At 71.4% G+C, this 26,481-nt stretch carries 13 protein-coding genes; 5 read left to right on the top strand and 8 right to left on the bottom strand.

The window, feature by feature from the left end; genetic code table 11:
- Positions 1-48: 48 nt before the first annotated feature.
- From O7634_RS29120 to O7634_RS29110, 3 genes are all read left to right on the top strand, one after another.
- Entirely contained in the window at positions 49-1,428 is a 1,380-nt protein-coding gene (locus tag O7634_RS29120; RefSeq protein WP_278153332.1) for a phenylacetate--CoA ligase family protein, read from the top strand.
- Positions 1,429-1,796: 368 nt separating this feature from the next.
- Positions 1,797-3,203 carry a 3-deoxy-7-phosphoheptulonate synthase class II gene (locus O7634_RS29115; RefSeq protein ID WP_278154108.1) on the top strand — a complete coding sequence of 469 codons (1,407 nt, stop codon included), beginning with the start codon at positions 1,797-1,799 and terminating at the stop codon, positions 3,201-3,203.
- Positions 3,204-3,268: 65 nt separating this feature from the next.
- A complete protein-coding gene (locus tag O7634_RS29110; protein ID WP_278153331.1) occupies positions 3,269-4,486 on the top strand; it encodes a cytochrome P450 in 1,218 nt (405 codons plus the stop codon).
- Here O7634_RS29110 and O7634_RS29105 read toward each other — a convergent pair.
- The 8 genes from O7634_RS29105 to O7634_RS29070 are packed head-to-tail and all read right to left on the bottom strand — an operon-like array spanning position 4,470 to position 8,905.
- Complete coding sequence (locus tag O7634_RS29105) at positions 4,470-4,976, bottom strand: beta-hydroxyacyl-ACP dehydratase (RefSeq protein ID WP_278153330.1); 507 nt, start codon at positions 4,974-4,976, stop codon at positions 4,470-4,472. The two genes, O7634_RS29110 and O7634_RS29105, sit on opposite strands and share 17 nt — an antisense overlap.
- The gene (locus O7634_RS29100; RefSeq protein ID WP_278153329.1) at positions 4,973-5,380 is read right to left on the bottom strand and encodes a hypothetical protein; all 408 of its coding nucleotides are present in this window, start codon (positions 5,378-5,380) and stop codon (positions 4,973-4,975) included. Before O7634_RS29100 ends, O7634_RS29105 begins: the two co-directional genes overlap by 4 nt.
- Positions 5,377-5,760, bottom strand: a complete 384-nt coding sequence (locus tag O7634_RS29095; protein WP_278153328.1) for a hypothetical protein — start codon at positions 5,758-5,760, stop codon at positions 5,377-5,379. Before O7634_RS29095 ends, O7634_RS29100 begins: the two co-directional genes overlap by 4 nt.
- Before the next feature lies 1 nt (position 5,761).
- Entirely contained in the window at positions 5,762-6,175 is a 414-nt protein-coding gene (locus O7634_RS29090; protein WP_278153327.1) for a hypothetical protein, read from the bottom strand.
- A complete protein-coding gene (locus O7634_RS29085; protein ID WP_278153326.1) occupies positions 6,175-6,519 on the bottom strand; it encodes a hypothetical protein in 345 nt (114 codons plus the stop codon). Before O7634_RS29085 ends, O7634_RS29090 begins: the two co-directional genes overlap by 1 nt.
- Positions 6,516-6,767 carry an acyl carrier protein gene (locus tag O7634_RS29080; protein ID WP_278153325.1) on the bottom strand — a complete coding sequence of 84 codons (252 nt, stop codon included), beginning with the start codon at positions 6,765-6,767 and terminating at the stop codon, positions 6,516-6,518. Before O7634_RS29080 ends, O7634_RS29085 begins: the two co-directional genes overlap by 4 nt.
- A 48-nt stretch (positions 6,768-6,815) precedes the next feature.
- Positions 6,816-7,796, bottom strand: a complete 981-nt coding sequence (locus tag O7634_RS29075) for a beta-ketoacyl synthase N-terminal-like domain-containing protein (protein ID WP_278153324.1) — start codon at positions 7,794-7,796, stop codon at positions 6,816-6,818.
- Entirely contained in the window at positions 7,793-8,905 is a 1,113-nt protein-coding gene (locus O7634_RS29070) for a beta-ketoacyl synthase N-terminal-like domain-containing protein (RefSeq protein WP_278154107.1), read from the bottom strand. Before O7634_RS29070 ends, O7634_RS29075 begins: the two co-directional genes overlap by 4 nt.
- 322 nt (positions 8,906-9,227) lie before the next feature.
- Between O7634_RS29070 and O7634_RS29065 the strand changes: the two genes are divergently transcribed.
- Both O7634_RS29065 and O7634_RS29060 read left to right on the top strand, forming a co-directional pair.
- The gene (locus tag O7634_RS29065) at positions 9,228-10,463 is read left to right on the top strand and encodes a cytochrome P450 (RefSeq protein ID WP_278153323.1); all 1,236 of its coding nucleotides are present in this window, start codon (positions 9,228-9,230) and stop codon (positions 10,461-10,463) included.
- Between the two features lie 249 nt (positions 10,464-10,712).
- Positions 10,713-26,288, top strand: coding sequence for a non-ribosomal peptide synthetase (locus tag O7634_RS29060; protein WP_278153322.1), 15,576 nt, complete (start codon positions 10,713-10,715; stop codon positions 26,286-26,288).
- The last annotated feature ends 193 nt before the right edge of the window (positions 26,289-26,481 follow it).

Below are 26,481 nucleotides of genomic sequence, written 5' to 3'. Positions count from 1 at the left end.
CGGAGCGTAGCATCCACGACCGTGCATGAAACGAAGTGAGGAGCGATCATGGCCGAGAGCCTGATGTCCGTCGTCTGGGATCTCCGCCGGGTCCGGCGCGGCGGGCCGGAACTCGTCGCCGAACGGCAGCGCACCCGCCTCGCCGACCTGCTCACACGGACCCGCGCCGGCTCGCCGTACTACCGGGAGCTGTACCGCGACCTGCCCGACCGGGTCGACGACCTGACGTCGCTGCCGGTGACCACCAAGGCCGAGCTGATGGGCCGGTACGACGACTGGGCCACCGACCGCGCCGTCTCGTTGGACGAGGTGCGCGCGTTCGTCGCCGACACCGACCGGATCGGCACCCTCTACCGGGACCGCTACCAGGTCGTCACCACCTCGGGCACCAGCGGCCTACGGGGCGTCTTCGTGCAGGACGACCGGACGTACGCCGTGCTGTCCGGGATCACCGTGGCGCGGGCCAGCGGCTCGTGGCTCGGCGGGCGCGACTACCTGACGATGCTGCTCAGGGGTAACAAGGTGGCCGCCATCTGGGCGGTCGGCGGCCACTTCGCCGGCTACTCCACCGCCCAGCGCCTGATCCGGGAACGCCCGATCCGCAAGCGCAGCATCCGGATCTTCTCCGTGCACTCCCCGCTGGACGAGCTGGTGCGCGGCGTCGGCGACTTCAACCCGACGATCCTCAACGGGTACGCCAGCGCCATCTCGCTGCTGGCCCGCGAGCAGCGCGCCGGCCGCCTCGACCTCCGCCCGGTCCTGGTGATCACCTCGGCGGAGAGCCTGCCGCCGGAGGAGCGCGCCCGCATCCGGGAAACCTTCCAGGCCAAGGTCCGCGACCAGTACGCCTGCTCCGAGTTCATGGGTCTGGCGCACGGCTGCGAGCACGACTGGCTGCACGTCAACGCCGACTGGGCGATCCTGGAGCCGGTCGACGAGGAGTTCCGCCCGGTGCCGCCCGGTCAGCCGTCGCACACGGTGCTGCTCACCAACCTGGCCAACCGGGTGCAGCCCATCATCCGGTACGACCTCGGCGACAGCGTCACCATGCGGCCGGACCCGTGCCCGTGCGGCAATCCGCTGCCGGCGGTGCGGGTGCAGGGTCGCGCCTCCGAGGTGATCGCCTTCCCGGCGCCGGACGGCCGGACGGTCGAGCTGCCGCCGCTCGCGCTCGGCACCCTCGTCGACACCACCGCCGGGGTCCGCATGTTCCAGATCGTGCAGACCGACCCGCGTCGCCTCGCGGTGCGGCTGGTCATCGAGGACGCCGCCGACGCCGGCCAGGTCTGGGAGCAGGTCCAGCGGGCGTTGCGCGGCCTGCTCGACAGTCACGGGCTCACCGACGTGCGGGTCGAGCGCGACGCCGAGGCGCCGCAGCGCACCGCGGGTGGCAAGCTGCGCACCGTGTTCTCCACGGTGTCCCGCTGACTCCCGCGGGGTGGCGGGCAGCGTCGCGTCCCGATCATTCGACAATTTGATCCGGTATTTGTCGTCACGCACCCGTCCCGGACGCTGAACCGGACGCGGAGACACTCCTCCGCGTCCGGTGTGCGGCATCCGCTGGGGAGGTCGGAGGCAGTGTTCGTCGCGACCGACGTGGTCGCGGTGGGCGGCGCTCAGACCGCGAACCTGGAGGCAGACGGCGGCACGATCGTCGGCGGTGTCTCGAACGGCCGGGGGCCCGCGGTTCGCCTCGGCGCATCGGTTGGCCGGGCTGGCGGGCATCTCGCGGCACCCACATCTCCGGCAGCAGCGACATCCGAAGGGAAGCCATGACCGTCCAGACCCGAGCCGACATCCGCCGCGGATGGCACCAGCTCAGCCATCCCGGACTGGGCGACCCGATCCTGCAGACATCCCGCCCGTCCACCGACTCGGCCGAGGACGAGGCCCTCGGCCTCGACGTGTGGCGGTCGTTGCCACGGGCACAGACGCCGCCGTGGCCGGATCCGGACGAGGTCGCCGCGGCGTGCGCCGTCCTCGACAACGCGCCGTCGATCGTCGTCCCCTACGAGGTCGACCAACTGAGCGCCCGGCTCGCCGAGGTTTGTGACGGTCGCGCGTTCCTGCTCCAGGGCGGTGACTGCGCCGAGACGTTCGCCGGCAACACCGAGAGTCACCTGCTCGCGAACGTCCGCACGTTGCTGCAGATGGCCGTGGTGCTGACGTACGGCGCGTCCATGCCGGTGGTGAAGATCGCGCGGGTGGCGGGTCAGTACACCAAGCCCCGGTCCTCGCTGACCGACTCGCTGGGTCTGCCGGCCTACCGCGGCGACATGATCAATTCGTTGGAGCCGACCGAGGTCGCGCGGGCCGCGGATCCGCAGCGCATGATCCGGGCGCACGCGAACTCGGCGGCCTCGATGAACATGCTCCGCGCCCACCTGGGCGGTGGACTCGCCGACCTGCACGGGCTGCACAGCTGGAACCAGGACTTCGTGAAGGCGTCCAAGGCCGGGAAGCGCTACGAGGCGATCGCCCGCGAGATCGACCGCACGTTGGAATTCATCCGCGCCTGCGGCATGACCGACGGCGACGAGTTCCGCACCGTCAACCTGTACTGCTCGCACGAGGCGCTCGCGCTCGAGTACGACCGGGCGCAGACCCGGGTCTCCGGCGGGCGTGCGTACGGTCTGAGCGCCCACTTCCTCTGGGCCGGTGAGCGGACCCGGCAACTGGACCACGCGCACATCGACTACCTGAGCCGCATCGCCAACCCGATCGGGGTGAAGCTGGGGCCCGACGCGTCGCCGGAGACCGCGATCCAGCTCTGCGAGAAGCTCAACCCGGACAACGTCCCGGGCCGGCTGACCCTGATCAGCCGGATGGGCAACGGCCGGGTGCGCGAGGCGCTGCCGCCGATCGTGGAGAAGGTGCACGCCACCGGCGCGAAGGTCGTCTGGCAGTGCGACCCGATGCACGGCAACACGCACGAGTCGTCGAACGGCTACAAGACCCGGCACTTCGACCGGATCGTCGACGAGGTCCTCGGGTACTTCGAGGTGCACCGGTCGCTGGGCACCCACCCGGGCGGGATCCACATCGAGCTGACCGGCGAGGACGTCACCGAGTGCGTGGGCGGTGCGCAGGGCATCGAGGACCTGCACCTGCCCGACCGGTACGAGACGGCGTGCGACCCGCGACTGAACACGCAGCAGAGCCTCGAACTCGCGTTCCTCGTCGCGGAGATGCTGCGCGGCTGATCCGCGCCGCGCCTGCCGGACCGCATTGGGAAGTTTCTGTCGCGCTGTGAAGAGGGTGGAGACGCATGACTGACCTCCGGACGGTCCCGGACCTGTCCGATCCGGATCTCTATCGGACCGGGGAGACAGAGCATCTGTGGGCGCGGCTACGGGCCGACTCCCCGGTCTTCTACACCGAGCGCGCTGGCGCGCGAGGCTTCTGGTCGGTGCTGCGGCACGGCCACGCCGAGCAGGTGCTGCGGAACAACCGGGACTTCACCTCCACGAAGGGGATGCGCCTGGACGACGACCCGGCCGCCACCGCGAGTTCCGCCGGGAAGATGCTCATCGTGACCGACCCACCGCGGCACGGGAAGATCCGTGGCGTCATGAATTCCGCGTTCACCCCGCGCATGGTGCGTCGGTTGCAGGACAACATGCGGACCACCGTCACCCGGTTGCTGGCCGACTCGCCCGACGGTGAGCCGTTCGACTTCACCGAGGTGGCGGCGCGCCTCCCGGTCTCGGTCATCTGCGACATGCTGGGCGTCCCGCAGGCGGACTGGGATTACATGCTGCGGCTGACCATGACGGCGTTCGGCGCCGTGCCGCCGGACGGGGACACGTCGGGTCCGGCCGAGGCGCACACGGAGATCCTTCTCTACTACGACGACCTGATGCGCCGTCGTCGCCGTGATCCGCAGGACGACATCGTCAGCGCGCTGGTGCACGCCGAGGTGGACGGAGCGCGTCTCAGCGACGAGGAGATCTTCCTCAACTGCGACGGCCTCATCTCGGGCGGGAACGAGACCACCCGGCACGCCTCGGTCGGTGGTCTGCTCGCCCTGGTCGGCAACCCCGGCGAGCTCCGGCGGTTGCGCGAGGACCCGGACCTGCTGCCCACCGCCGTCGCCGAGATCCTGCGCTGGACCAGCCCGGCTCTGCACGTGCTGCGTACCGCCGTGGCCGACGTCGAGCTCGGTGACGACCGCATCGCCACCGGCGACGCGGTCGCGGTCTGGCTGCCGTCGGCCAACCGGGACGAGAGCGTGTTCGCCGACGGTGACCGGTTCGACGTCGGGCGGAAGCCGAACCGTCACCTGACCTTCGCCGCCGGCACCCACTTCTGCCTGGGCGCGGCCCTGGCCAACACCGAGCTGTCGGTGCTCTTCGAGGAGATCCTGCGGCACACCGCCGAAATCGAGATCGTCGGCGAGACGCGGCGGATGCGGTCCAACCTCATCTGGGGCTTCGAGTCGCTACCGGTGCGGTGGACCAGGACGACTGTCAGTCACCAGCCGTGATGGACGCGCGCGGCCGCCGTACCGCGGTCAGCTGACCGACCCGGAACAGCGGCCTCCCGTCCGCGGTGGTCTCTCCCGACATGAAGGCGGTGGCGTCGTCGATCACCTCGTGCAGGCGCACCGTGTGGCGGATCACCTCACCCGGGTACGCGCTGCCGACGAACTCGCACTGCCGCAGACTTCCGGCCAGCGGAACCCAGTTCAGCTCACCAGGCGCCACCGGGTGCCCCGCGCCGGCGCGCAGGGCGGTGCTGCCCAGCCAGAGCAGGGCGGCCGACTGGCCGAAGGACTCCACCACGAGCGAACGGGGAAAGGCGTACCGCTCGGCCGGCAGGCCCTCCGCGAGGCCCTGGTAACACATGTCGCCGCCGCTGATCGCCTTCGCGGTGACGATGTGCGAGTCGGGCTCCAGGTGCTCGACCCTGTCCACCAGCACGATGGGGTGACGGACCGGGATGAGGTCGAGGATCCAGCGATAGTCGGGCGTCATGTCTCTCCAGGCGCGAGGGTGAGCGAGAGGTCGGCGACGGGCTCCGCGCCGTGGCGTACGGCCACCGACGCCGCCAGGCTGCCGCCCTGCCCGGTCGGGGTGAGGGTCACCTCCAACTCGAGGCGGTGCCCCTCGTGCATCGGCCGGCGTAGCCGTAGGCGGCGGATCGTGTCGATCTCCCACCACCCGTCCGGTCCGGTCTCGACGGTCCTGGTGACCGACTGCCGCACGGTCTCCAGCAGGAACACGGCAGGGTAGAGGATGAGCCCCGGAAAATGTCCTGACATGTAGGCGTCGGTACGCCGGACCGTCTTGGAGATCGTCAGCGTCCAGCCCGTCGCCGAACGGGTCGCGGAGAGCTCGTCCACGGCATCCAGCGGCCTGGCGTACCGGGCGGCCGTCACAGGAACCACACCTGTTCGTACGCTGCCCACCGCACGGCCAACTCCGTGCTGTCCAGAACGGCGCAGCCGGGGAGAACCGGCTCGTCGTCCAAGCCCAGACCCGCGAGGCTCGCCGCGTCCACGTACACGGTGGTGCCCGTCCCGACGAGGCCGGTGATCGCCGCCCGCGGGTCGGCCGACACCGCGACCGGCTCGCTGCCCAGCACGATACGCGGAATGTCACCGGTCGGCTGGAGCGCGGCGGTCACCGACGTACCCCGCAGCAGCAGGTCGATCCCGCCGAGCTGGGAGGCGAACATTCGTACGCCGTAGAGCGCGTCGAAGAACTGGGCCTCGACACTGCCCCGGTAACCCCTGTCGACGATTGCCAGGTAGGCCACGTCAAGCGCCTCCGACGTAGAGGGTTCGGCGCGCGGCGCCGATGGTGGCCGCCAGTCGGGCGTCCGAGCGCAGCCGTACCTGGTCGATGTGCCGGCCCGCGCCCCGTTCGGCGCTGCACGCGGTGCAGACGATCCAGCCGAATCTGCCCTGATGGGTGTCGACCATGTCACCGATCACCCCGGCGGCGGAGGGGTAGCGGTTCTCGCGGTCGAGCAGGTTGACCGGCTTGGCGGGGCCGAGCGTCTCCTGGGTGAGCATGGTGTTGTAGCCACAGGCCCAGACCCGTACGGTGCGCCCCAGGTCGAGCGTGGCCCGAGCCAACCGCAGCACCGTCGTGAGCGAGTCGTCGACGTGTGGCGGGGCGGTGAGGACCAGCAGCAGGTCCCACATGCGACGGTCGGCGGGGGCTGCCATCAGTGCCACACCGCCCGCACGTGCTCCTCGCCGAGCAGGCGGGCGACCTGCGCCATGCTCACCACGCAGACACCGGCGACCAGCGACCTCGGCGGGATGGCGCGCTGCACCAGCGTGAAGTCGTCGACCCACACCTCTCCGCCGTCGGCGAGGAATTCGGTGAGCGTCCGCCGTGCGCGGCCGGCGGCCACTCCGACGCCGTCCCCGACGAGTAGTAGCCGGACCCGGTGGCCCGCGCGCACCAGCGTCAGGGCGTCCCGGACGAACAGCTCGGCGGTGTCGTCCTGCCGGGTCTCCAGCAGGAGGTACTCCGAGGCTGGGCCGGCCGCCGCGGTGACGCTCATACCGCGATCGTCAGCTTCTGCTCCAACAGCGCGATCACGTCGCGCAGCGACTCGACATCCACGATCTCGGTCGATTCGATTTTGATCTGGTACCGGCGCTCCAGTGCCACCGCCAGTTCGAGGGCCAGGAGGGAGTCCACGCCCAGGTCGGTGATGAAGTGCGCGTCGTCCGTGATCACGTCGGGGTTGAGGTCGAGTACGTCCGCGATCAGGGCAACCAGTTCCTGGCGATCCAGTGCGACGGCCACGTCATGCTCCTTCTGTTCGGTCTTCGGTCAGGTGGTGGGTGCGCGATGTCAACCCGCGCTGCTGGCGTGTTCGGCGTGTGGCGGGCGCGGCGCCTCGACGAGGACGCCACAGTAGGCGCCGTCGGCCTGGTCTCCGCAGACCGCGAGCACGGTCCCGGTGCCGCCGGCGTGGAAACGGGCGGCCGCGTCCACGCACTGCAACAGACCGAGGACGCTGGACGAGGTGCCCCAGTCGCCACCCAGGACGAATGGTTCGGCCACGCCGAACGGGTGCTGCTGTACGGCCGCCTCGGGCTCGTACCAACCGGCCAGTGCGGCGGGCTCGACGCCGAGTCGGTCCACGAGGTCGTCGACGGTGGCGGCGCGGCGCGCACCGGCCAGTACGGCGTGCGGTGAGCGAGGGCTGTCAGCGTCCTCGTCGGCCGGCTCCAGCACCACGGCCACCGCGCCGTCGAGCACGCGCGCGACGCCGGCGAAGGACCGGACGATCTCGTTGTCCGGCTCGGCCGCCACCACCAGGACGCGCTCGGCACGGCCGGCGCGGAGCAGCGAGCCCGCCCAGCGCAGCGCGTCGAGTCCGCCGGTGGCGCCGTTGCAGACGGTCAGGTTGGGCCCGCGCAGGCCGTATCGGATCGCCACCTCGGACGCGATCACGTTGCTGGACAGGTTCGGTGTCGTGATCGGGCTGACCAGGCGGGTGCTGTTGTCCCGCTGGATGGTGTCGACGGTCGCGGTGACCGAGTCGAGACTGCCGTAGTTGGACGCTGCGACCACCGCGACCGAGGCGGCGTCGACAGCGACGTGCGACTTGGCGTCGTCCGGATCGGCCAGGAGGTCGGCGTCGCGCAACGCCTCGTACGCCGCGACGAGCGCCAGTTGCGTCGCCCGGTCCTTGTACCGCAGCCCCTTGCGGCCGATGCGGTCGGCCGGGTCCACCGGCTCTGGAACGCCCGGACTCAGCACGCCGTCGCGGTCGGCGGCCCCCGGCACGGCCACGCCGATGCCGGTGACGAACAGTCGCTCGTTCATCGGATGCCCTCCACCATGGCCACGGCGTTGATTCCTCCGAAACCGAAGGCGTTGATCTGGGCGATGCGGGCCGTGGTGGCCATCGCATCGGAGCGGACCACCCGGACGCCGTTCAACTCGTCGATGGGCTTCTCCAGCGTCGGCACCGGCACCACCCGACCGGCGTCCATGCTCTGCACGGCGGTGATCAGGCTGTGCAGACCGGACGCGCCAGAGGTGTGGCCGGTCATCGACTTCATGGCGGTGCACAGCGGCCGACCGAGGTCCGGACCGTACACCTCCCGCATCGCCACCGCCTCGCCGAGATCGTTGGCGATCGTGCCGGTTCCGTGCAGCATGACCAGGTCGATGTCGGCCGGTGTGACGCCCGCGCGTCGGTGGGCCGTCCGCATGGCCCTGGCGATGTTCTCGGCGTCGGGGGCGGTGGGGTGGTTCGCGTCGCAGTTCACCGCGACGCCGCGCACCCAGCCCCGCGGTCTGTCGTCCTCGACGGGCTCGCGGCGCAGCACCACGGCGGCGGCGCCCTCACCGAGGATGGTGCCCCGACGCTCCCGGTCGAAGGGCCGCACCGCGTCGGGCGGGATCGACTGGACCCGGTCGGCCATGCCGAACATGCTCTCGGTGACCGAGTCCGTGCCCGCCACCACTACCGTGTCCGCCTCGCCGGCGGCGAGCAGGTCGGTCGCCAGCGAGAGCGCGTAGAGCGAGGCGGAACAGGCGTTGGAGAAGGTGTGCGTGTCCCAGGCGCCGAACCGTTCACGTACCGCCGCGCCGAAGTGCAGCTCCGGTGGAGTCACCGGAGCGCCGGATTCGCGCCACAGCTCGATCGAGCGCAGTTCCCGCAGGCCGGTGCCCACCAACACCGGGACGTCGCCCAGATCCTCGGGGAGCCCGGCGTCGGCCAGCGCCTCGGCGATCGCCTGGAGAAGGAAGCCGGTCGCCCGCCCGGGGCGGTCCGCGGACCCGTCCCGGTCGTCGACCTCGAACAGCGCGTCGCTCGTGTACCACTCAGTGGTGAAGCCACGGATCGGGGCGAGGCCGCTACGGCCGGCGCACAGGGCGTCGAACATCTCCTGAGCCGTAGAGCCGAGGCTGCACATTGCTCCCATGCCGACGATCGGCCATCGTTCAACCATGCTCAACCCCCGTCTGTGGGGCATCCGGTAGCCGGTGCCGGCCCGATTCTCCGGTCGGTCTCGCGCCTTTCACAGGCTTCATCGATTTTTTCGATCGGTTATCCGGATCGGTCGGACGTGGTGCTGCGCCCGGCCCCGGCGGCCCGCCTACTATGCCGCATCGGGACGCTTATCGAAATGTTCGAACCGTCCCTACCGGCCACTGCGGACATCGGGCAGCATGCCCGACAAATATGGTGCGCGCCAAGAATGGCTCGGCCCGTCCGCGCCGTCGCAGAGAAACCGAGGAGACTCAATGGACACCGCTTCTCGCGTGAACGCGGCGAAGTGCCCGGTCTTTCCGATACGGCGGGAGGATCCGCTGCGCATGCCCGGCGGCTACCAGACGATGCGCGCCGAGAGCCCGGTCATGTCGGTCCGGCTGACCGATGGCCGGCCAGCCTGGGTGATCACCAGCTACGACCTGGCCCGTCAGTTCCTCACCGACCCGCGAATCAGCTCGGACCGTCTACACCCCCAGATGCCGCTGGTCAGGGTGGTGGACCGGGACGAGGTCGTGCACCAGTCGCCCCGCAAGCAGGCGCTGATCGGCGAGGACCCACCGGTGCACGGCCGGCAGCGCAAGATGCTGGTGCGTGAGTTCACCATGCGGCGGATCGAGGCGTTGCGCCCGGTCATCCGCAAGATCGTCCATGACGGTATCGACGACATGCTGGCCAGTGGCTCGCCGGCCGACCTGCTGGACAAGCTGGCCCTGCCGGTCGCCGCGCTGACCATCTGCGAGATGCTCGGCGTGCCGCCGGAGGACCGGGCGTTCTTCCAGGAGAAGACCAAGGTCCACGCCGACAAGCGGACACCGCCGATGGTGCGCAACGCCAACCTGGTCGAGCTCTACGGATATGTCAGCGACCTGATCAGCAAGAAGGAGAAGTCGCCGAGCGACGACCTGCTCGGACGTCTCATCGAGCGCAACCGCGACCTGGCCGAGCCGGTGTTCGACCACGACGGCCTCGTAGGTCTCGTCGCGCTCCTGCTCGCGGCCGGACACGAGACGACAGCCAGCATGATCGCGCTCGGCACCGTCGGTCTGCTGGACCACCCCGACCAGTTGGAACTGCTCCGCACCGACCCGAGCCTGACCAGTAAGGCAGTCGACGAGCTGCTTCGGTACTTCGCCGTCGTGGACGTCGCGATGGTGCGGGTGGCCACCGAGGACATGGAGATCGGCGGTCAACTGATCCGCAAGGACGATGGCGTGATCGTCTCCATCGGCGCGGCGAACTGGGACGACCAGGTCTACTCCTGCCCCGCCGACCTCGACATCCTCCGAGGCGACCAGCGCCACCTGGCCTTCGGGTTCGGCATCCACCAGTGCATCGGACAGCACGTGGCCCGGATCGAGCTGGAGGAGACGTTCCTGGCGTTGTTCGCCCGCGTGCCCACCCTGCGCCTGGCGGCACGACCGGCGCCCGAGCATTTCAAATTCGATTCCGACATCTATGGCGTCACCGAACTCATGGTCGCCTGGTAAGCGAGCTGTCCAAACCCTGACGTACGCCGCTCGCGGCAGCCGAATTCGCATTATTACCGCGCCCGTCGGCACGAGGCGCGGTAATAGTGCGTTTCCGCCTTTGCGGCGGTGTCATTCAAGTCTTGGAAACCGGGCGGCAGCCTCCCCGGGCCGCCTCATAGGGTCGCCGGACAGTGCTTTTTGTCGCGCGGAAATTCGAACCTACCGGCCGCGAGGAATCAGGCCGGCCACAGAAGAGGGCGGAAGCCGATGGTTGAAGACCAGCTCGCCGTTCTGCCGCTGACTGCCGGACAGGCGGGAATCTGGTACGCACACCAGCTGAGCGGTCCGAACGCCACCTTTCACGCCGGCGCCTGCCTGGAGATCACGGGCGAGGTGGAGGCAGACCTGTTCCTCAGTGCCATGCGGCAGGTGGTCGACGAGGCCGAGGCGTTGCGGGTACGCCTGATCGACAGCCCTTCCGGCCCGCGCCAGGTCGTCGTGCCCTTCGCGGAGCGTGACGACTGGCCCATCGACGTCGTCGACCTGAGCGCCGCCGACGATCCCGCGAGCGCTGCCGACGCGTGGATGTGGGACGACATGGACCGCGCCGTCGACCCGATGACCGGGCCCCTCTTCCGGCTCGCGCTCCTGCGGCTGGCCCCCGACCGCTTCCTGCACTACTACCGGTACCACCACCTCGTGATGGACGGTAAGGGCGCCCAGTTGGTGGCGAGCCGGCTGGCCGAGGTCTACAGCGCGCTGGTGAGCGGCAGCGATCCCACCGGGGACGCGCTCGCGCCGTTGTCGCTGCTCGTCGAGGACGACGTCGCGTACCGCGCCTCCACCGACCACGAGAACGATCGGGCGTACTGGACCGAGCGCTTCGCCGACCTGCCCGACGTCCGTGGCATCGGCGGCCTGCCCACCGGCCTGCCCGATCGCTTGATCCGCAGCACCCGGCGGCTGGACCCGGCGGGCGGTGCCGCGCTGCGTGACGTCGCCGCCGACGCCGGCACCTCGTGGCCCACAGTGGTGCTCGCCGCCCTCGCGGTCTACAACCAGCGGCTCGCCGCCACCCCCGAGGTGGTGCTGTCGCTGTCGGTCGGGGCCCGGGGCAACGGGCCCGGTCGTGACGTACCCGGCATGACGTCGAACATGGTCGGCCTGCGGCTCGACGCCCGCCCCGACCAGTCCGTCCGGGAGTTGCTCGGGCAGGTCGCCGCCGAGCTGCGCCAGGCCACCCGGCACCAGCGGTACCGCTACGAGGAGCTACGCCGTGACCTGCGGCTGGTAGCCGACGAGCGGCGTCTGCTCGGCCCGCGGGTCAACCTCTCGCTCTTCCCCGGTGACCTCGCCTTCGGCGGGTGCGCCACAACGCTGCGTCCGCTCACCAGCGGTCACGACGACGACCTCTCCCTGGTCGTCTACGCCGAGGCCGACGGTGGCTACCGGATCGACCTGACCGCCAGCACCCTGCTCTACGACGCCGAGGAGGCAAACCGCCACCACGACCGGCTGGTCGCGCTGATCACCGAGCTGACCCGGGACGCCGACCTGCCGGTCGGCCGCATCGACGTGGTGCCGGTCGAGGAGCGGGCGGCCCTGCTCGCCGGGCAGACCGGCCGGGGCGCCACCGGCGAGACACACCCGGTCATCCCGGACCTGTTCGGCGAGCAGGCGCGTCAACACGCGCGGCGGGTGGCGCTGGTGGGCGCGAACGTGTCGCTGACCTATGACGACCTGGATCGGCGCACCAACCAGTTGGCCCGACTGTTGCTGGCCAACGGCGCGCGGACCGGCCAGTTCGTCGCGCTCGCGCTGCCGCGCTCGCCGCAGCTCGTCGTCGCACTGCTCGCCGTCCTCAAGGCGGGCCTCGCCTACGTGCCGCTCGACTCGGCGTACCCGGCGGACCGGCTCGCGTACATGGTCGGCGACGCCCAACCGGCCATGGTCCTGACCAGCGGCGACGTGGACCTTCCGGCGGTCGGTGGGGTGCCGGTGATCGCGCTCGACGACGCTCGGGTGGACGAGCGGATCCGCAGCCTGTCGGACGCGCCCGTCACCGACCTCGACCGCACGTCGCCGCTGCGTCCGCACCACCCGGCGTACGTCATCTACACCTCCGGATCCACCGGGCGTCCCAAGGGTGTCGTGGTGGACCACGCCAACGTGGCGCGCCTCTTCACGGCGACCGCCACTGGCTTCGGATTCGGGCCGGAGGACGTGTGGACCCTGTTCCACTCGTACGCCTTCGACTTCTCCGTCTGGGAGATCTGGGGCGCGCTGTTGTTCGGCGGCAAGCTTGTCGTGGTGCCGTTCGAGGTGAGTCGTACCCCCGAGGAGTTCCTGCGGTGGCTCGTCACGCACGAGGTCACCGTGCTCAACCAGACGCCGTCGGCGTTCTACCAGCTGATGGCGGCCGAGCGCGACCATCCGGATCTCGGTCAGCGCCTCGCGCTGCGCTACGTCGTCTTCGGCGGTGAGGCGCTGGAGCCCAGTCGCCTCGCCGATTGGTACACGAGGCACCGAGCCGACAGTCCGGTGCTGGTCAACATGTACGGCATCACCGAGACCACCGTCCACGTCACCCGGCTCGACCTCACCGACGCGGACGTGGCCGTACCCGGCAGCCGGATCGGCAGCGGGCTCGACGACCTGCGCCTCTACCTCCTCGACCCGGCCATGCGCCCGGTTCCGGCCGGTGTCGTGGGCGAGCTGTACGTCGGCGGCGCCGGTGTGACCCAGGGCTACCTGCGCCGTCCCGGACTGACCTCCGAGCGCTTCCCGGCGGACCCGTTCGGTCCCCCCGGGGCGCGTATGTACCGCACCGGCGACCTCGCCCGGTGGCTGCCGGGTGAGCCCGGCGCGCTGGAGTACCTGGGCCGCAGCGACCAGCAGGTCAAGATCCGCGGGTTCCGCATCGAGCTGGGTGAGGTGGAGTCGGTCCTGGCCAACCACCCGGATGTGGACCAGGTCGCCGTGGTCATGCGGGAGACCGCGGCCACCCGCGGCACCGGCGATCGGCGGATGGTCGCGTACGTGGTGCCGGCCTCCACCGACGTCGAGCTGGACGTCATGATGCTGCGCAAGCATGTCGAGGGTCTGCTCGCCGACTACATGGTCCCGTCCGCGTTCGTCGTCCTCGACGCGCTGCCGTTGACCGCCAACGGCAAGCTGGAGCGGCGGGCGCTGCCCGAGCCCGACCTCGGCGCGACGGTCTCCCGACGTGAGCCGACGACCGCCGCCGAGCGCACCCTGGCCGGCCTCTTCGGCGAGATCCTGCACGTGCCCGCCGTCGGCGCCGACGACAACTTCTTCCACCTCGGCGGCGACAGCATCCTCGCGTTGCAGTTGGTCGCCCGCGCACGTCAGCACGGGCTGGTCATCACCACCCAGAACGTCTTCCAGTGCCGCAGCGTGACCGCGCTCGCCGACGTCGCCAGGGAGCAGGCGCCGGCCGTCGCCGCGAGGGTCGCGGACGGCATCGGCGAGGTGCCGTTGCCACCGATCGCCTCCTGGCTGCTGGAACGGGGTGACGCCATCGACGGTTCGCACCAGTCGGTGGTGCTGCGGACGCCGCGCGGACTGAGCGAGGACCAGCTGGCCGACGTGCTGCAGCACGTGGTCGATCACCACGACATGCTGCGGGCGCGCCTCGTCCGACCGGCCGGGAACGCGCCACTGCTGCACGTGTCCGATCCCGGCGCCGTGCGGATGCGCGACCACCTGCGGCGCGTCGACGCCACCGGGCTGAGCGCGGCGGGGTTGACCGCCGCGATCGCCGACGCGAAGGCCGTGGCGCTGCGTCATCTCTCCGCCACCGGTGACTTCCTTGGCGCGGCGTGCTGGCTCGACGGCGGGGCGGACGCCGACGGTCACCTGCTGCTGGTGCTCCACCACCTCGTGGTCGACGGTGTCTCCTGGCGTGTGCTGATGACGGATCTGGCGCAGGCGGCGGACGCCGTGCGCGACGGGCGGTCGCCGCAGTTGCCACCGGTGTCCGCGTCGTACCGCGGGTGGGCTCTCGACCTTCACGCCCGCGCCGCCGACCGGGAACTGGTCGCCCAGCTTCCGGCGTGGACGTCCACGCTCGACGGCGCGCCGGGCGCCATGCTCGGCCGGGCGCTGTCGGCGGCCGACACCGTGGCCACCGCCCGCGGCATCGAGACCGAGATCGGCCCGGACGTCACCGAGGCGCTGCTGTCGCGGGCCCCGGCCGCCATCCACGGCACCGTGGAGGACGTACTCCTCGCGGCTTTCGCCGTGGCCGTGGCCCAGTGGCGGCACGGGCGCGGCGGTGGCCACGACAGCGTCCTGCTGGACCTCGAGGGCCACGGGCGCGACTCCGGGGACCACACCGACCTGTCCCGTACCGTCGGCTGGTTCACCAGCATCTTCCCGGTCCGCCTCGATCCCGGGTCCGACGGGCTCGTCGCGGCGGCGAAGCGGGTCAAGGAACAGTTGCGGGCCGTGCCCGGCCGCGGGAACGGTTTCGGTGTGCTTCGCCAGCTCAACCAGGACACCGCGGCGGCCCTCGCGGCGCTGCCCCGGCCGGAGGTGGCGTTCAACTACCTCGGCCGGTTGCCGCTGGACGGAGGTCTCTGGCAGCCCGTCGGCGGTCCGGCGGCCTTCGGCGGTGGAGACGCGGACGACCTGCCGCTGGCCCACGCCCTCGCGCTCGATGCCTTCGCCGCGGACGGCCCCGACGGACCCCGGCTGGTCGCCCGGTGGTCCTGGGCGTCCGGCCTGCTCGGCGACGAGGACGTCCGGAACCTCGCCGATTCGTGGTCCAGGAACCTGTCCGAGCTCGTCGCGGCGTTGGCGACCGACGGTGGACGGACGCCGTCCGACCTGCCCCTGGCCGGGCTCGGCCAGGACGACATCGAGCTGGTGGAGCGACGCGTCCCGAACCTGACCGACGTGTTGCCGTTGACTCCGCTGCAGGAGGGCCTGCTCTTCCACGCCCTCTACGACCAGCAGGCCCCGGATGTCTACACGGTCCAGTTCGTCCTGGAGCTGCGGGGACGGCTCGACGCGGCACGTCTGCGTACGGCCGCCGATCACCTACTCGTCCGTCACCCGCAGCTCAGGGCGGCGTTCCTGCACGAGGGCATCGCCGCGCCGGTCCAGGTGATCCCGAGCGAGGTCACCCTGCCGTGGACCGAGACCGACCTCTCCCACGTCCCGCCGGACGAGCGTCCCGCCGCACTCGAGGAGGTGCTCGGCGCGGACCGACAGCGCCGCTTCGACGTCACGGCGGCACCGCTGTTGCGGTTCACGGTGGTCCGCTACGCGGACGACGATCACCGCCTGGTGCTGACGAATCACCACCTGCTCCTCGACGGCTGGTCGACCGCCGTACTCGTCAAGGATCTGCTCGACCTGTACGGTCCCGCCGACGACCTGGCCCCGGCCGCCGACTACCAGGGCTACCAGCGCTGGATCGCCGGCCGGGACCGGGAGGTGGCGGCACAGGCGTGGCGCGCCGCGCTCGCCGACGTTCCCGGCCCCACGCTCGTGGCCCCGGCCGGAGCGACCCGTTCCGCCGAGGTGCCCGCGCAGCTGAGCGTGTCGCTCGACGCGGCGCTGACGGCATCGCTCGCCGCGGTGGCCCGGGCCAACGGCCTGACTTTGAACACGGTGCTCCAGGGCGCCTGGGCTGTGGTGCTGGGCGCGCTCACCGGTCGCGACGACGTGGTCTTCGGCAGTACGGTCTCGGGTCGTCCCGCCGAGCTGCCGGATGCCGACGGCCTGGTCGGCCTCTTCATCAACACCATGCCGGTACGGGCGCGGCTGCACCCGGCCACCACCTTCGCCGCGCTGCTCGGCGAGATCAACGGCTTCCAGAGCGGTCTGCTGGACCAGCAGCACGTCAGCCTTCGGCAGGTGCAGCGTGCGGTCGGCGGTGAGCTGTTCGACACGCTCATGGTGTTCGAGAACTATCCCCGCGACCTCGCGACGATGCACACGCCTGACGGCGAGGTCCGGGTGGCGTCGGCCGACGGCCGGGACACCACCAACTATCCGCTGGTGCTCACCGCGATCCCCGGCGACCGGCTGCGGCTGCGGCTCGCGCACCAGCCCTCGGTGATCGACCGGGAGCGCGCCCAGCAGATCCTGACGCGTTTCCAGGCGCTGCTGGCCACCGTCGTGCGGGTACCCGAGGCGCCGATCGGCCGGATCGAGCTGGTGACGCCCGCCGAACGCGAGACCCTCGTCGGGGTCCGCAACGCCACCGGTCACGACATTCCGGCACGCGACGTCGTCGAGGCGTTCCAGGCCCAGGTGGCCCGTACCCCGGACGCCCCCGCCGTGGTGGACGGCCCGGTCGTCCTGTCGTACGCCGAGCTGAACCGGCGTGCCAACGGGCTGGCGCGGGAGTTGATCGGCCGGGGGATCGGCCCCGAGCAACGGGTCGTCGTCGCGTTGCCGCGCTCTGCCGAACTGATGGTCGCGCTGCTCGGCACGCTCAAGGCGGGCGCCGCGTACGTGCCGGTGGACGTCGACTATCCGGCGGAGCGGATCCGTTTCATGGTCGCCGACGCCGAGCCGGAACTGGTCCTCACCAGTGAGACGGTGGCGCCGCGGCTGAGCCTCGACGCGCTCGCCCCCACCCTCGTCCCGGGTGACGTGGACGGGTCCGACGTCGACGTCGCGGATGCCGACCGGGTGTCGGCGCTGCGGCCGTCGTCACCGGCGTACCTGATCTACACCTCGGGCTCCACCGGCCGTCCCAAGGGTGTGGTGGTCGAGCACCGCTCGCTCATCGACTACCTGTGCTGGGCCGCCGACGCCTTCCCCAGCGCCGCGGGTACGGCGCTGCTGCACTCGCCGACCGCCTTCGACCTCACCGTCACCACGCTCTACCTGCCGCTGATCTCGGGCGGTTGCGTGCAGATCGCCGACCTCGACCAGGCGGCCGGAATCGCGCTGCGGGAGGCCGGACGCGACAACTCCATGCTCAAGGCCACGCCCAGCCACCTGGCCCTGCTGGACCTGCTCGGCGACGAGTTCTCCCCCAGCGGGGATCTGATCATCGGCGGTGAGGCGCTCTCCGGCGCCACCCTGCGGCAGTGGCGTGACCGCCACCCGGGCGCGACGGTGAGCAACGAGTACGGACCCACCGAAGCCACGGTCGGCTGCGTCGAGTACCGGGTACGTCCGGGTGACGTCGTCGCGGACGGTGACGTGCCGATCGGCCGCCCCACCTGGAACACCCAGGTCTACGTGTTGGACTCCGCGTTGCGCCTGGTTCCCGACGGCACGGCGGGTGAGCTCTACGTGGCCGGCGCGGGACTGGCCCGGGGCTACTTCCGGCGGGCGGGGCTGACCGCCGAGCGGTTCGTGGCCAACCCGTTCGGTGACCCCGGCGACCGCATGTACCGCACGGGCGACCTGGTGCGGTGGGGCATCGACGCGCAGCTGGAGTACCTGGGCCGGGTCGACGAGCAGATCAAGATCCGTGGTCACCGCGTGGAACGCGGGGAGGTGGAGTCGGTAATCGCCCGCCATCCGGCGGTCGCCCAGGTGGCGGTGGTGCCGTGGCAGGTCCGGACCGGTGACGTCCGGCTCGTCGGGTACGTCGTCCCGGCGCCCGACGGCGAGGTGGACTCCGCGAGCCTGCGGGCCTTCGCCGCCACCGAGCTGCCGGAGTACATGGTGCCGGCCGTCTTCACGACGGTGGCCGAGCTGCCGCTGAGCCCGAACGGCAAACTCGACCGTCGGGCGCTGCCGGCACCCGACTTCGGGACCGGCGCCGGGGACCAGGCGCCACGGAACTCGCGGGAGGAACTGCTCCAGGCGCTCTTCGCGGAGGTGCTCGGCGCGTCCCGGGTCGGCGTACACGACAGCTTCTTCGAGCTGGGCGGCGACAGCATCATCTCGATCCAGCTCAGCGCGCGGGCCCGTGCCGCCGGCCTGGCGATCTCGCCGCGGCAGGTGTTCGAGCTGCGTACCGTGGCGGCACTCGCCAATGCCGCCGAGTCGCTGACCGGAGAGGACGCGGACGAGGCCGGCAGCGGCCAGGTGCCGCTCACCCCGATCATGCACTGGCTGCGGGAACGCGGCGGCACGATGGACACCTTCGGACAGTCGATGCTGCTGCCCGTCCCCGCCGGCGCCAGTCACGGCCAGGTCGCCGAGGTCGTCGGGGCGCTCATCACCCGACACGACATGCTGCGTCTGCGTCTCGACACCGCCGACGGTTGGAAGGCGACGGTGGCGGAGCCGGACGGTGACCGTCCGGGTGTCGCCGTACGGCGCGTCGTGGTCGCCGCCGACACGCTCGCGGAGCCGGAGGCGCTGCGCGCCCTGGTCGCCAGCGAGCGGGCGAACGCGCATCGTGAGCTGGACCCGCGGGCGGGTGTCGTACTCGTGCCGGTGTGGTTCGACGCCGGCCCCGAGCTGGCCGGACGCCTGCTGCTGGTGGCTCACCACCTGGTCGTCGACGGCGTCTCCTGGGGCATCCTCGCCGACGACGTGGCCTCGGCCTGGGCGGGCGTCAGCGACGGGGCCCGACTGCCCGGCGTGCCCACCGCCTTCCGCACCTGGGCGGGTCGGCTCGAAACCATCGCCTCCGAGCCGGCACGGGTCGCCGAGGCCGCGTTCTGGCAACGCGCCACGAGCGAGCCCGCGCCGTTGGTCGACGGTGTGGTGCTCGACCCGACCCTCGACCTCGCGGCCACCGCCGGTCGTCTGGAGCTGCGGCTGCCCGCGCCGGCCACCGAGGCCCTGCGCACCGCCGCGGCCACCGCGCTGCACAGCGGGATGGACCACGTGTTGCTGGCCATGCTCGCCGTGGCCGCCCGCCAGTGGCGCCGGGAGCAGGGCTCCGTCGGACGGTCCGCGCTGCTCGTCGACGTCGAGGGACACGGCCGGGAACAGCACCTGGTCGAGGATGCCGACCTGTCGCGTACGGTCGGCTGGTTCACCAGCGTCTACCCCGTACGTCTCGACGTGGGCGCGGGCGACCGGGCCGACGCCCTGGCGCTCGGCCGTGCGGTCAAGCTCGTCAAGGAACAACTGCGCGCGGTGCCGGACCACGGCATCGGCTACGGGCTGCTGCGGTACCTGAACCCCGACACGGCCGCCCAGCTGGCGGACGGTCGCCGCGCGCAGATCGGCTTCAACTACCTCGGCCGGTTCAGCCCGGTGCGGGACGGGTCGGCCTGGGCCGCGGCGGACGCCGACGGTCCGGCGGGTCTCGCCGACCCCGGTCTGCCGCTGACCCACCTGGCCGAGGTGGACGTGCTGATCGAGGAGGGCGCCGGTGGGGCGCAGTTGGTCACCACCTGGACCTGGGCTTCCCGTCACCTCTCCGAGGAGCGGGTACGGCGGCTCGGCGAATCCTGGCTCGCGCTGCTCGAAACCCTGTGCGTGCACGCCGCCGACCCGGGTGTCGGCGGTCGGACCCCGTCGGACCTGCCGCTGGTCGACCTGTCGCAGGCCGAGGTGGAGCGGCTGGAGGGCATGGCGCCCGACCTGAGCGACGTCTGGCCGCTCAACCCGCTGCAGCAGGGTCTGCTCTTCGACACCCTCTTCGACGAGGACACCCAGGACGTCTACACCCGCCCGCTGCGACTCGACGTGCAGGGCTCCCTGGACCTGGACGCGCTGCACGCCGCGGCCCGTACCCTGCTCGTCCGGTATCCCAACCTGCGCGCCGAGTTCCACGAGGAGGAGGTCCGTCAGCCGGTCCAGGTGATCCGGGACGACCTCGACGTGCCCTGGACGGTCGTCGACCTCACCGAGTTGCCGCCCGAGCAACGCGCTCCGGAACTGGAGCGGATCGTCCACGGGGAGCGGAGCTGGCGCTTCGACCCGGCCGAGGCGCCGCTGCTGCGGTTCACCGTGGTCCGCACCGAGGAGCAGCGCTGGAGCATCCTCTTCACCTACCACCATCTGCTGATGGACGGTTGGTCCACGCCGGCCCTGGTCGAGGAGTTGTTCGAGCTCTACGGTCGCGGGGGCGACGATGCCGGTCTGCCGGCCCGCCCGTCCTACCGCGACTACCTCGGCTGGTTGGGCCGGCAGGACACGGCCGTGGCCGAGGAGAGTTGGCGGCGGGCGCTCGCGGGGTTCGACGAGCCCAGTCTGCTCGCGGGCAGCTACCGGGCGCACGCCGTGGCCGAGGAGCGCCGCCTCATCTCCTTCCTGCCCGAGGAGACCACGGCGGGCCTGCGGCGGGTGGCGCGGGCGCACGGACTGACCCTCAACACTGTGGTGCAGGGTGCGCTCGGCCTGCTGCTGGGCGCGCTCACCGGCCGGGACGAGGTGGTGTTCGGCGCCACCGTTTCCGGTCGCCCGTCCGAGGTGCCGGGCATCGAACAGATGATCGGCATGTTCATCAACACGGTGCCGGTCCGGGTGGCCGTGGGCCCCGATCAACCGGTGGCGCAGCTGCTCACCGAGCTTCAGCGCCGGCAGGCCACCCTCACCGACGCCCACCACGTGGGGCTCGGGGAGATCCAACGGGTGTCGGGTCACCGCAACCTGTTCGACACCGTGGTGTCGTTCCAGAACTTCCCGCTCCAGCGCGCCTTGCCGGACCTGGGCCGTTTCGGCCTCACGATCCTCGGCGGCGACAGTGTCGACTCCGGCCACTTTCCATTCGTCTTCCACGCGTTCCCTGGCGAGCGCATGGAGCTGCGCCTGACCTACCACACCGATCTGCTGACGCCCGAGGGCGGGGAGATTCTGCTCGGCCGGCTGGAACAGGTGCTGCGGCAGTTCGCCGACAGCGTCTCCCGACCGGTGGCCGAGGTCGCCGTCCTGCTCGACGACGAACGGGCGCGGATCCTCCGCTACGGCGCGGCGGCCCAACCCGACGTCGCTCCGCTGACCTTCGCCGAGCAGTTCGAGGCGCAGGTCGCGCGCGCACCGCAGGCTCCGGCGCTGCGGACCGCGGACGGCGAGATCTCGTTCGCCGACCTCAACGCCCGCGCCAACCGGCTCGCGCGGCACCTGGTCGAACGCGGGGTCGGACCGGAGCGGTTCGTGGCGGTTCTGCAACGCCGCTCCGCCGACCTGATCACCTCGGTACTGGCCATCGCCAAGGCGGGCGCGGCGTACGTGCCGGTGGACCCGGACTATCCGGCGGAGCGGATCGCGTACATGCTCGGCGACGCGGCGCCGGTGCTGACCATCTCGGACACTGTCACCGCCGGTCGGGTCCGGCTCGGCGGAGCGCCGGTCCTGCTCCTCGACGAGCCGGGCTTCCACGACCAGCTGGCCGAACTGTCCGGGGAGGACCTCGACGGGGTGCGGCCGGCGCTCGCCAACCCGGCGTACATGATCTACACGTCCGGGTCGACGGGCCGTCCGAAGGGCGTCATCGTCACCCACCAGGGCATCCTCAACCTGGTCACGACCCATGTCGGGCGGCTGGCGACAGGGCCGGGCAGCAGGGTGCTCCAGTTCGCCTCGCCGAGCTTCGACGCCGCGTTCTGGGACCTGTGCATGTCGGTGCTCTCCGGTGCCTGCCTGGTGGTCGCCGACTCGGACAGCCTGCTCCCGGGCCCGGCGCTTGCGGCCCTCGCCGACGAGCACGGCGTGACGCACCTGACGATCCCACCCACGCCACTGTCGGCCATGCCGCCCGGCTCGCTCACCGGCGTCCGGACGCTGGTCGTGGCGAGCGAGGCGTGCCCGGCGGAGATCGTGGACCGCTGGGCGGGGGACCGGCTGATGGTCAACGCGTACGGCCCGACCGAGACGACAGTGTGCGCGACGATGAGCGGAGCGCTCGCGGTCGGCGGGGGAACGCCTCCCATCGGGCGGCCCATCGCCGGGGCGCGGCTGTACGTCCTGGACGGCGCGCTGCGTCCCGTCCCGGTCGGCGTGCCCGGCGAGTTGTACATCGCGGGTTCCGGTCTGGCACGCGGCTACAACAACCGCTTCGGACTGTCCGCGGAGCGCTTCGTCGCCTGCCCGTTCGGTGAACCGGGCGAACGGATGTACCGCACGGGCGACGAGGTGCAGTGGACCGCTGACGGCGAGTTGCAGTTCCGCCGCCGCGTCGACGACCAGGTCAAGGTGCGCGGGTTCCGGGTGGAGCTGGGCGAGGTCCAGACCGCCATCCTGCGCTCGCCCGGCATCGGTCAGGCCGCCGTACGCCTGAGCGCCGAGGACGGGGGCGACCCCCGCCTGGTCGCCTTCGTGGTGGCGGCGTCGGGCGCCACCGTCGACCCGGCCTCGCTGCGGGACGCGCTCAGCGGCATCCTGCCCGAGTACATGGTCCCCTCGCTCTTCGTCCTCCTCGACGGCCTGCCGGTCACGGCCAACGGCAAGCTGGACGCGAAGGCGCTCGCCGAGGCCGAGCGCGGCGCGTTGGCGGCGCAGAGCTTCCTCGCCCCGCGGACGCCCACCGAGGAGATCGTCGCGGGTCTCTTCGCCGACGTTCTCGGCCTCACCCGGGTCGGCATCGACCAGAGCTTCCTCGAACTCGGGGGCCACTCCCTGCTGGCCACCCGGTTGATCGGCCGGATCCGGACGACCTTCGGCGTCGACTTCCCGGTTCGTGCGCTCTTCGAGGGGCCGACCGTCCTCGGCGTGGTGGAGCGGTTGAGCCAGCAGGGGCAGGGGCGCTCCGCCCTCGTTCCCGTACCGCGACCCGACCGCATCCCGCTGTCCCCGGCCCAACGCCGGTTGTGGTTCATCAACCGGTTCGAGGGTCGGTCGGCGACCTACAACATGCCGCTGGCCCTGCAGATCCAGGGCGCGTTGGAGCACACCGCTCTGCGCGCGGCGCTGCAGGACGTCGTGGCCCGGCACGAACCGCTGCGGACGATCTTCCCTGAGGACGACGGTGTCGCCTGGCAGCAGGTGTTGGAGCCGGGCGACGGTGTCGGGGAGCTGCTGACCCGTGAGGTCGAGCGGGACGACCTGCCGGCCGCCCTGCTCGCCGCCAACCGCGAGGGCTTCGACCTGTCGGTGGAGCCACCGCTGCGCACGCACCTGTTCCGGGTCGCCGCGGACGAGCACGTGCTGCTGCTCGTCATGCACCACGTGGCGAGCGACGGCTGGTCGCTGGGTCCGCTGGTCGGCGACCTCACCGACGCCTACCGGGCCCGGCTGCAGGGCCAGGCGCCGCAGTGGAAACCACTGCCGGTGCAGTACGCGGACTACACCCTGTGGCTTCTCGAGCACCTCGACGAGGCCGACCCGGCCGGGTCGGCCCACCGGGAGATGGCGTACTGGAAGGAGACGCTGGCCGGGCTGCCGACCGAGTTGGCGTTGCCGACCGACCGGCCACGGCCGGCGCGGGCCAGCTACGACGGCGACGACATCTCGTTCCACGTGGACGCGGACCTGCACCGGGGCCTGCTCGAACTGGCGCGGGGCACCGGCACGACCCTGTTCATGGTGTTGCAGGCGGCGCTGGCAGGGCTGCTGGCGCGACTCGGCGCGGGCCACGACATCCCGATCGGCAGCCCGGTGGCGGGTCGCTCCGACGAGGCGCTCAACGACCTGGTCGGCATGTTCGTCAACACCCTGGTGCTGCGAACGGACGTCTCCGGCGAACCCACCTTCCGGGACCTGCTGGACCGGGTCCGTACGACGGACCTGGGCGCGTACGCCCACCAGGAGGTGCCGTTCGAGCGGTTGGTGGACGAGCTCAAGCCGGAGCGGTCGACCGCCCGGCATCCGCTTTTCCAGGTCATGCTCAACCTGCAGAACGGCGCCACGCCGGTGCTGCGGGCTCCCGGGCTCACTGTGCACCACAGGTACAACCCCACAGCGGTCGCCCAGTTCGACCTGGAGTTGGGCTTCAACGAGCTGTACGCCGCGGACGGAACTCCTGCCGGCATGGACGCCGCCTTCGCGTTCGCCACCGACCTCTACGACCGGGCCACCGCGCAGGCCATGCTGGAGCGGTTGTTCCTGATCATGCGGGCCATGGTCGCCGATCCCGACACACGCCTGGACGAGGTGGACATCTTCTCCCCGGGCGAGCGGGAGCAGGTCGTCGAGGACTGGAACGACACCGACCATCCGTTCGTGCCGACGACGGTCATCGACCTCTTCCAGGCGCAGGCGCTGCGCACGCCGGACGCGGTGGCGGTGGAGTCCGACGGTATCCGGCTCACGTACGCGGAGCTGAACTCCCGGGTCGCCGAGACGGCCAGCCACCTGGTCGCCCTCGGCGCCGGCCCGGAGAAGCTGGTGGCGGTGGCGTTGCCGCGTTCGGCGGACCTGCTCGTCGGGCTGCTGGCGGTGGCTCGGGCGGGTGCGGCGTACCTGCCGATCGACCTGACCTACCCGCCGGAGCGCGTGGCCTTCGTGCTGGGTGACGCCCGCCCCGAGCTGATGATCACCAACACCGAGGTGGAGCGGAACCTGCCCGAGCGGGCGGACCTGGTCCGGCTGGTGATCGACAAGCCCGACGCGCCGCCGGCCGGCGACTCCGGGCAGGTGGCGGTCCGTCCGTCGCCCGCGAACCCGGCGTACGTGATCTACACGTCCGGTTCCACCGGGCAACCCAAGGGCGTCGTGGTGCCGCACGGTGCCCTGACGAACTTCGTCCAGGCGATGGCCGACCGTTTCCCGATGAGTGCCGGCGACCGGGTCCTGGCCCTCACCACCATCGCCTTCGACATCGCCGGGCTGGAGTTGTACCTCCCCCTCGTCCGGGGTGCGGCGACGGTGCTCTCCACCCGGGAACACCTCCTGGACCCGGAGGCGCTGGCGGAGCTGATCCGCAGCAGCGGCGCCACCGTCATGCAGGGCACGCCCTCCTTCTACCAGGTGTTGCTCGGCGGCGACGCCGAGGCGGCCCGCGGCCTGCGTCTGCTCGTCGGCGGCGAGGCGCTGCCCCCGGCGTTGGCCACGGCGATGTGCGCGGTGGGCAGCGAGGTGACCAACCTCTACGGCCCCACCGAGACGACGGTTTGGTCGACGGCCGCGACGGTGACCGGAGAGCACAACGGCATCGGGCGTCCGATCTGGAACACCCGGGTGTACGTGCTCGACGAGAAGCTACGCCCGGTACCGCCGGGCGCCCGCGGTGAGCTGTACATCGCCGGCGAGGGTCTGGCCCGGGGCTACCTCAACCGGCCCGGCCTGACGGCGGAACGGTTCGTCGCGTCCCCGTTCGACGCGGGGGAGCGGATGTACCGGACGGGTGACGTGGTCCGGTGGCTCCGCGACGGTCGCCTCGACTTCCACGGCCGCTCCGACCAGCAGGTCAAGCTGCGCGGCTTCCGGATCGAGTTGGGCGAGATCGAGACGGCGCTGGTGCGGCACCCGGAGGTGGCTGCGGCCGCGGTGGCCGTCCACGACCGCGAAGCCGCGGGCGACAAACTGCTCGTCGGGTACGTGGTGGGCGCTGGCGACGACGCGCCGGACGTGGCGTCCCTGCGCCGGCACCTGGCCGAGACCCTGCCGGACTACATGGTCCCGTCGGTGTTCGTCACGCTGGACGCGCTGCCGTACACCGACAACGGCAAGCTGGACCGCAGGTCGCTGCCGGCGCCGGTCCTCACGGCGGAGGACACCGGCCGGGAGCCGGCCACCGACGCCGAGCGGCTCTTCGTGGGTCTCTTCAGCGAGCTTCTCGCGGTGCCCGAGGTGGGTGTGGAGGGCAACTTCTTCCAGCTCGGTGGCGACAGCATCGTGTCGGTGCAGTTGGTCGCGCGTGCCCGCAGGGCCGGGCTGGTGGTCACCCCGCAGGAGATCTTCGAGTTGCAGACGGTGGAGGCGTTGGCCGCGGTGGCGCGACCGGTCACCGACGAGGAGACCGTGCCGTCGGCCCCGCCGGTGCCGGAGGGCGGCATCGACACCTCGCTGCTGTCCCTGTCGGACTCCGATCTCGCGTCGCTGAAGGGCAGCCTGGGGTTGCGGTAGGCCCACCGGGGCCGGTGCTGGGCAGCCTTGCAGATCTTCTATCTGCGCGTGCCCAGCACCGGCCCCATACCTACCGTGAGGTCAGATGTCGATCAGCGCCATCGCCGCGGGAGCGGCTCGATTCGCTGACGCGGCGTGCCGGCGAACGGCGACCGTCACACGGGTTCCGTCCGGCGCGGCGACTCCGTACCGA

The sequence above is a fragment of the Micromonospora sp. WMMD1120 genome (genome assembly GCF_029626235.1).
Lineage (GTDB): Bacteria > Actinomycetota > Actinomycetes > Mycobacteriales > Micromonosporaceae > Micromonospora.
Note: the sequence above shows the minus strand (reverse complement) of the source record. Positions and strands in the feature narration are given on the sequence as shown.

Excerpts from the sequence above, each read along its gene's own strand:
- O7634_RS29120 (WP_278153332.1), top strand. The coding sequence starts at position 49 with ATGGCCGAGAGCCTGATGTCCGTCGTCTGGGATCTCCGCCGGGTCCGG.
- O7634_RS29110 (WP_278153331.1), top strand. The coding sequence starts at position 3,269 with ATGACTGACCTCCGGACGGTCCCGGACCTGTCCGATCCGGATCTCTAT.
- O7634_RS29105 (WP_278153330.1), bottom strand. The coding sequence starts at position 4,976 with ATGACGCCCGACTATCGCTGGATCCTCGACCTCATCCCGGTCCGTCAC.
- O7634_RS29090 (WP_278153327.1), bottom strand. The coding sequence starts at position 6,175 with ATGGCAGCCCCCGCCGACCGTCGCATGTGGGACCTGCTGCTGGTCCTC.
- O7634_RS29085 (WP_278153326.1), bottom strand. The coding sequence starts at position 6,519 with ATGAGCGTCACCGCGGCGGCCGGCCCAGCCTCGGAGTACCTCCTGCTG.
- O7634_RS29075 (WP_278153324.1), bottom strand. The coding sequence starts at position 7,796 with ATGAACGAGCGACTGTTCGTCACCGGCATCGGCGTGGCCGTGCCGGGG.
- O7634_RS29070 (WP_278154107.1), bottom strand. The coding sequence starts at position 8,905 with ATGGGAGCAATGTGCAGCCTCGGCTCTACGGCTCAGGAGATGTTCGAC.
- O7634_RS29065 (WP_278153323.1), top strand. The coding sequence starts at position 9,228 with ATGGACACCGCTTCTCGCGTGAACGCGGCGAAGTGCCCGGTCTTTCCG.
- O7634_RS29060 (WP_278153322.1), top strand. The coding sequence starts at position 10,713 with ATGGTTGAAGACCAGCTCGCCGTTCTGCCGCTGACTGCCGGACAGGCG.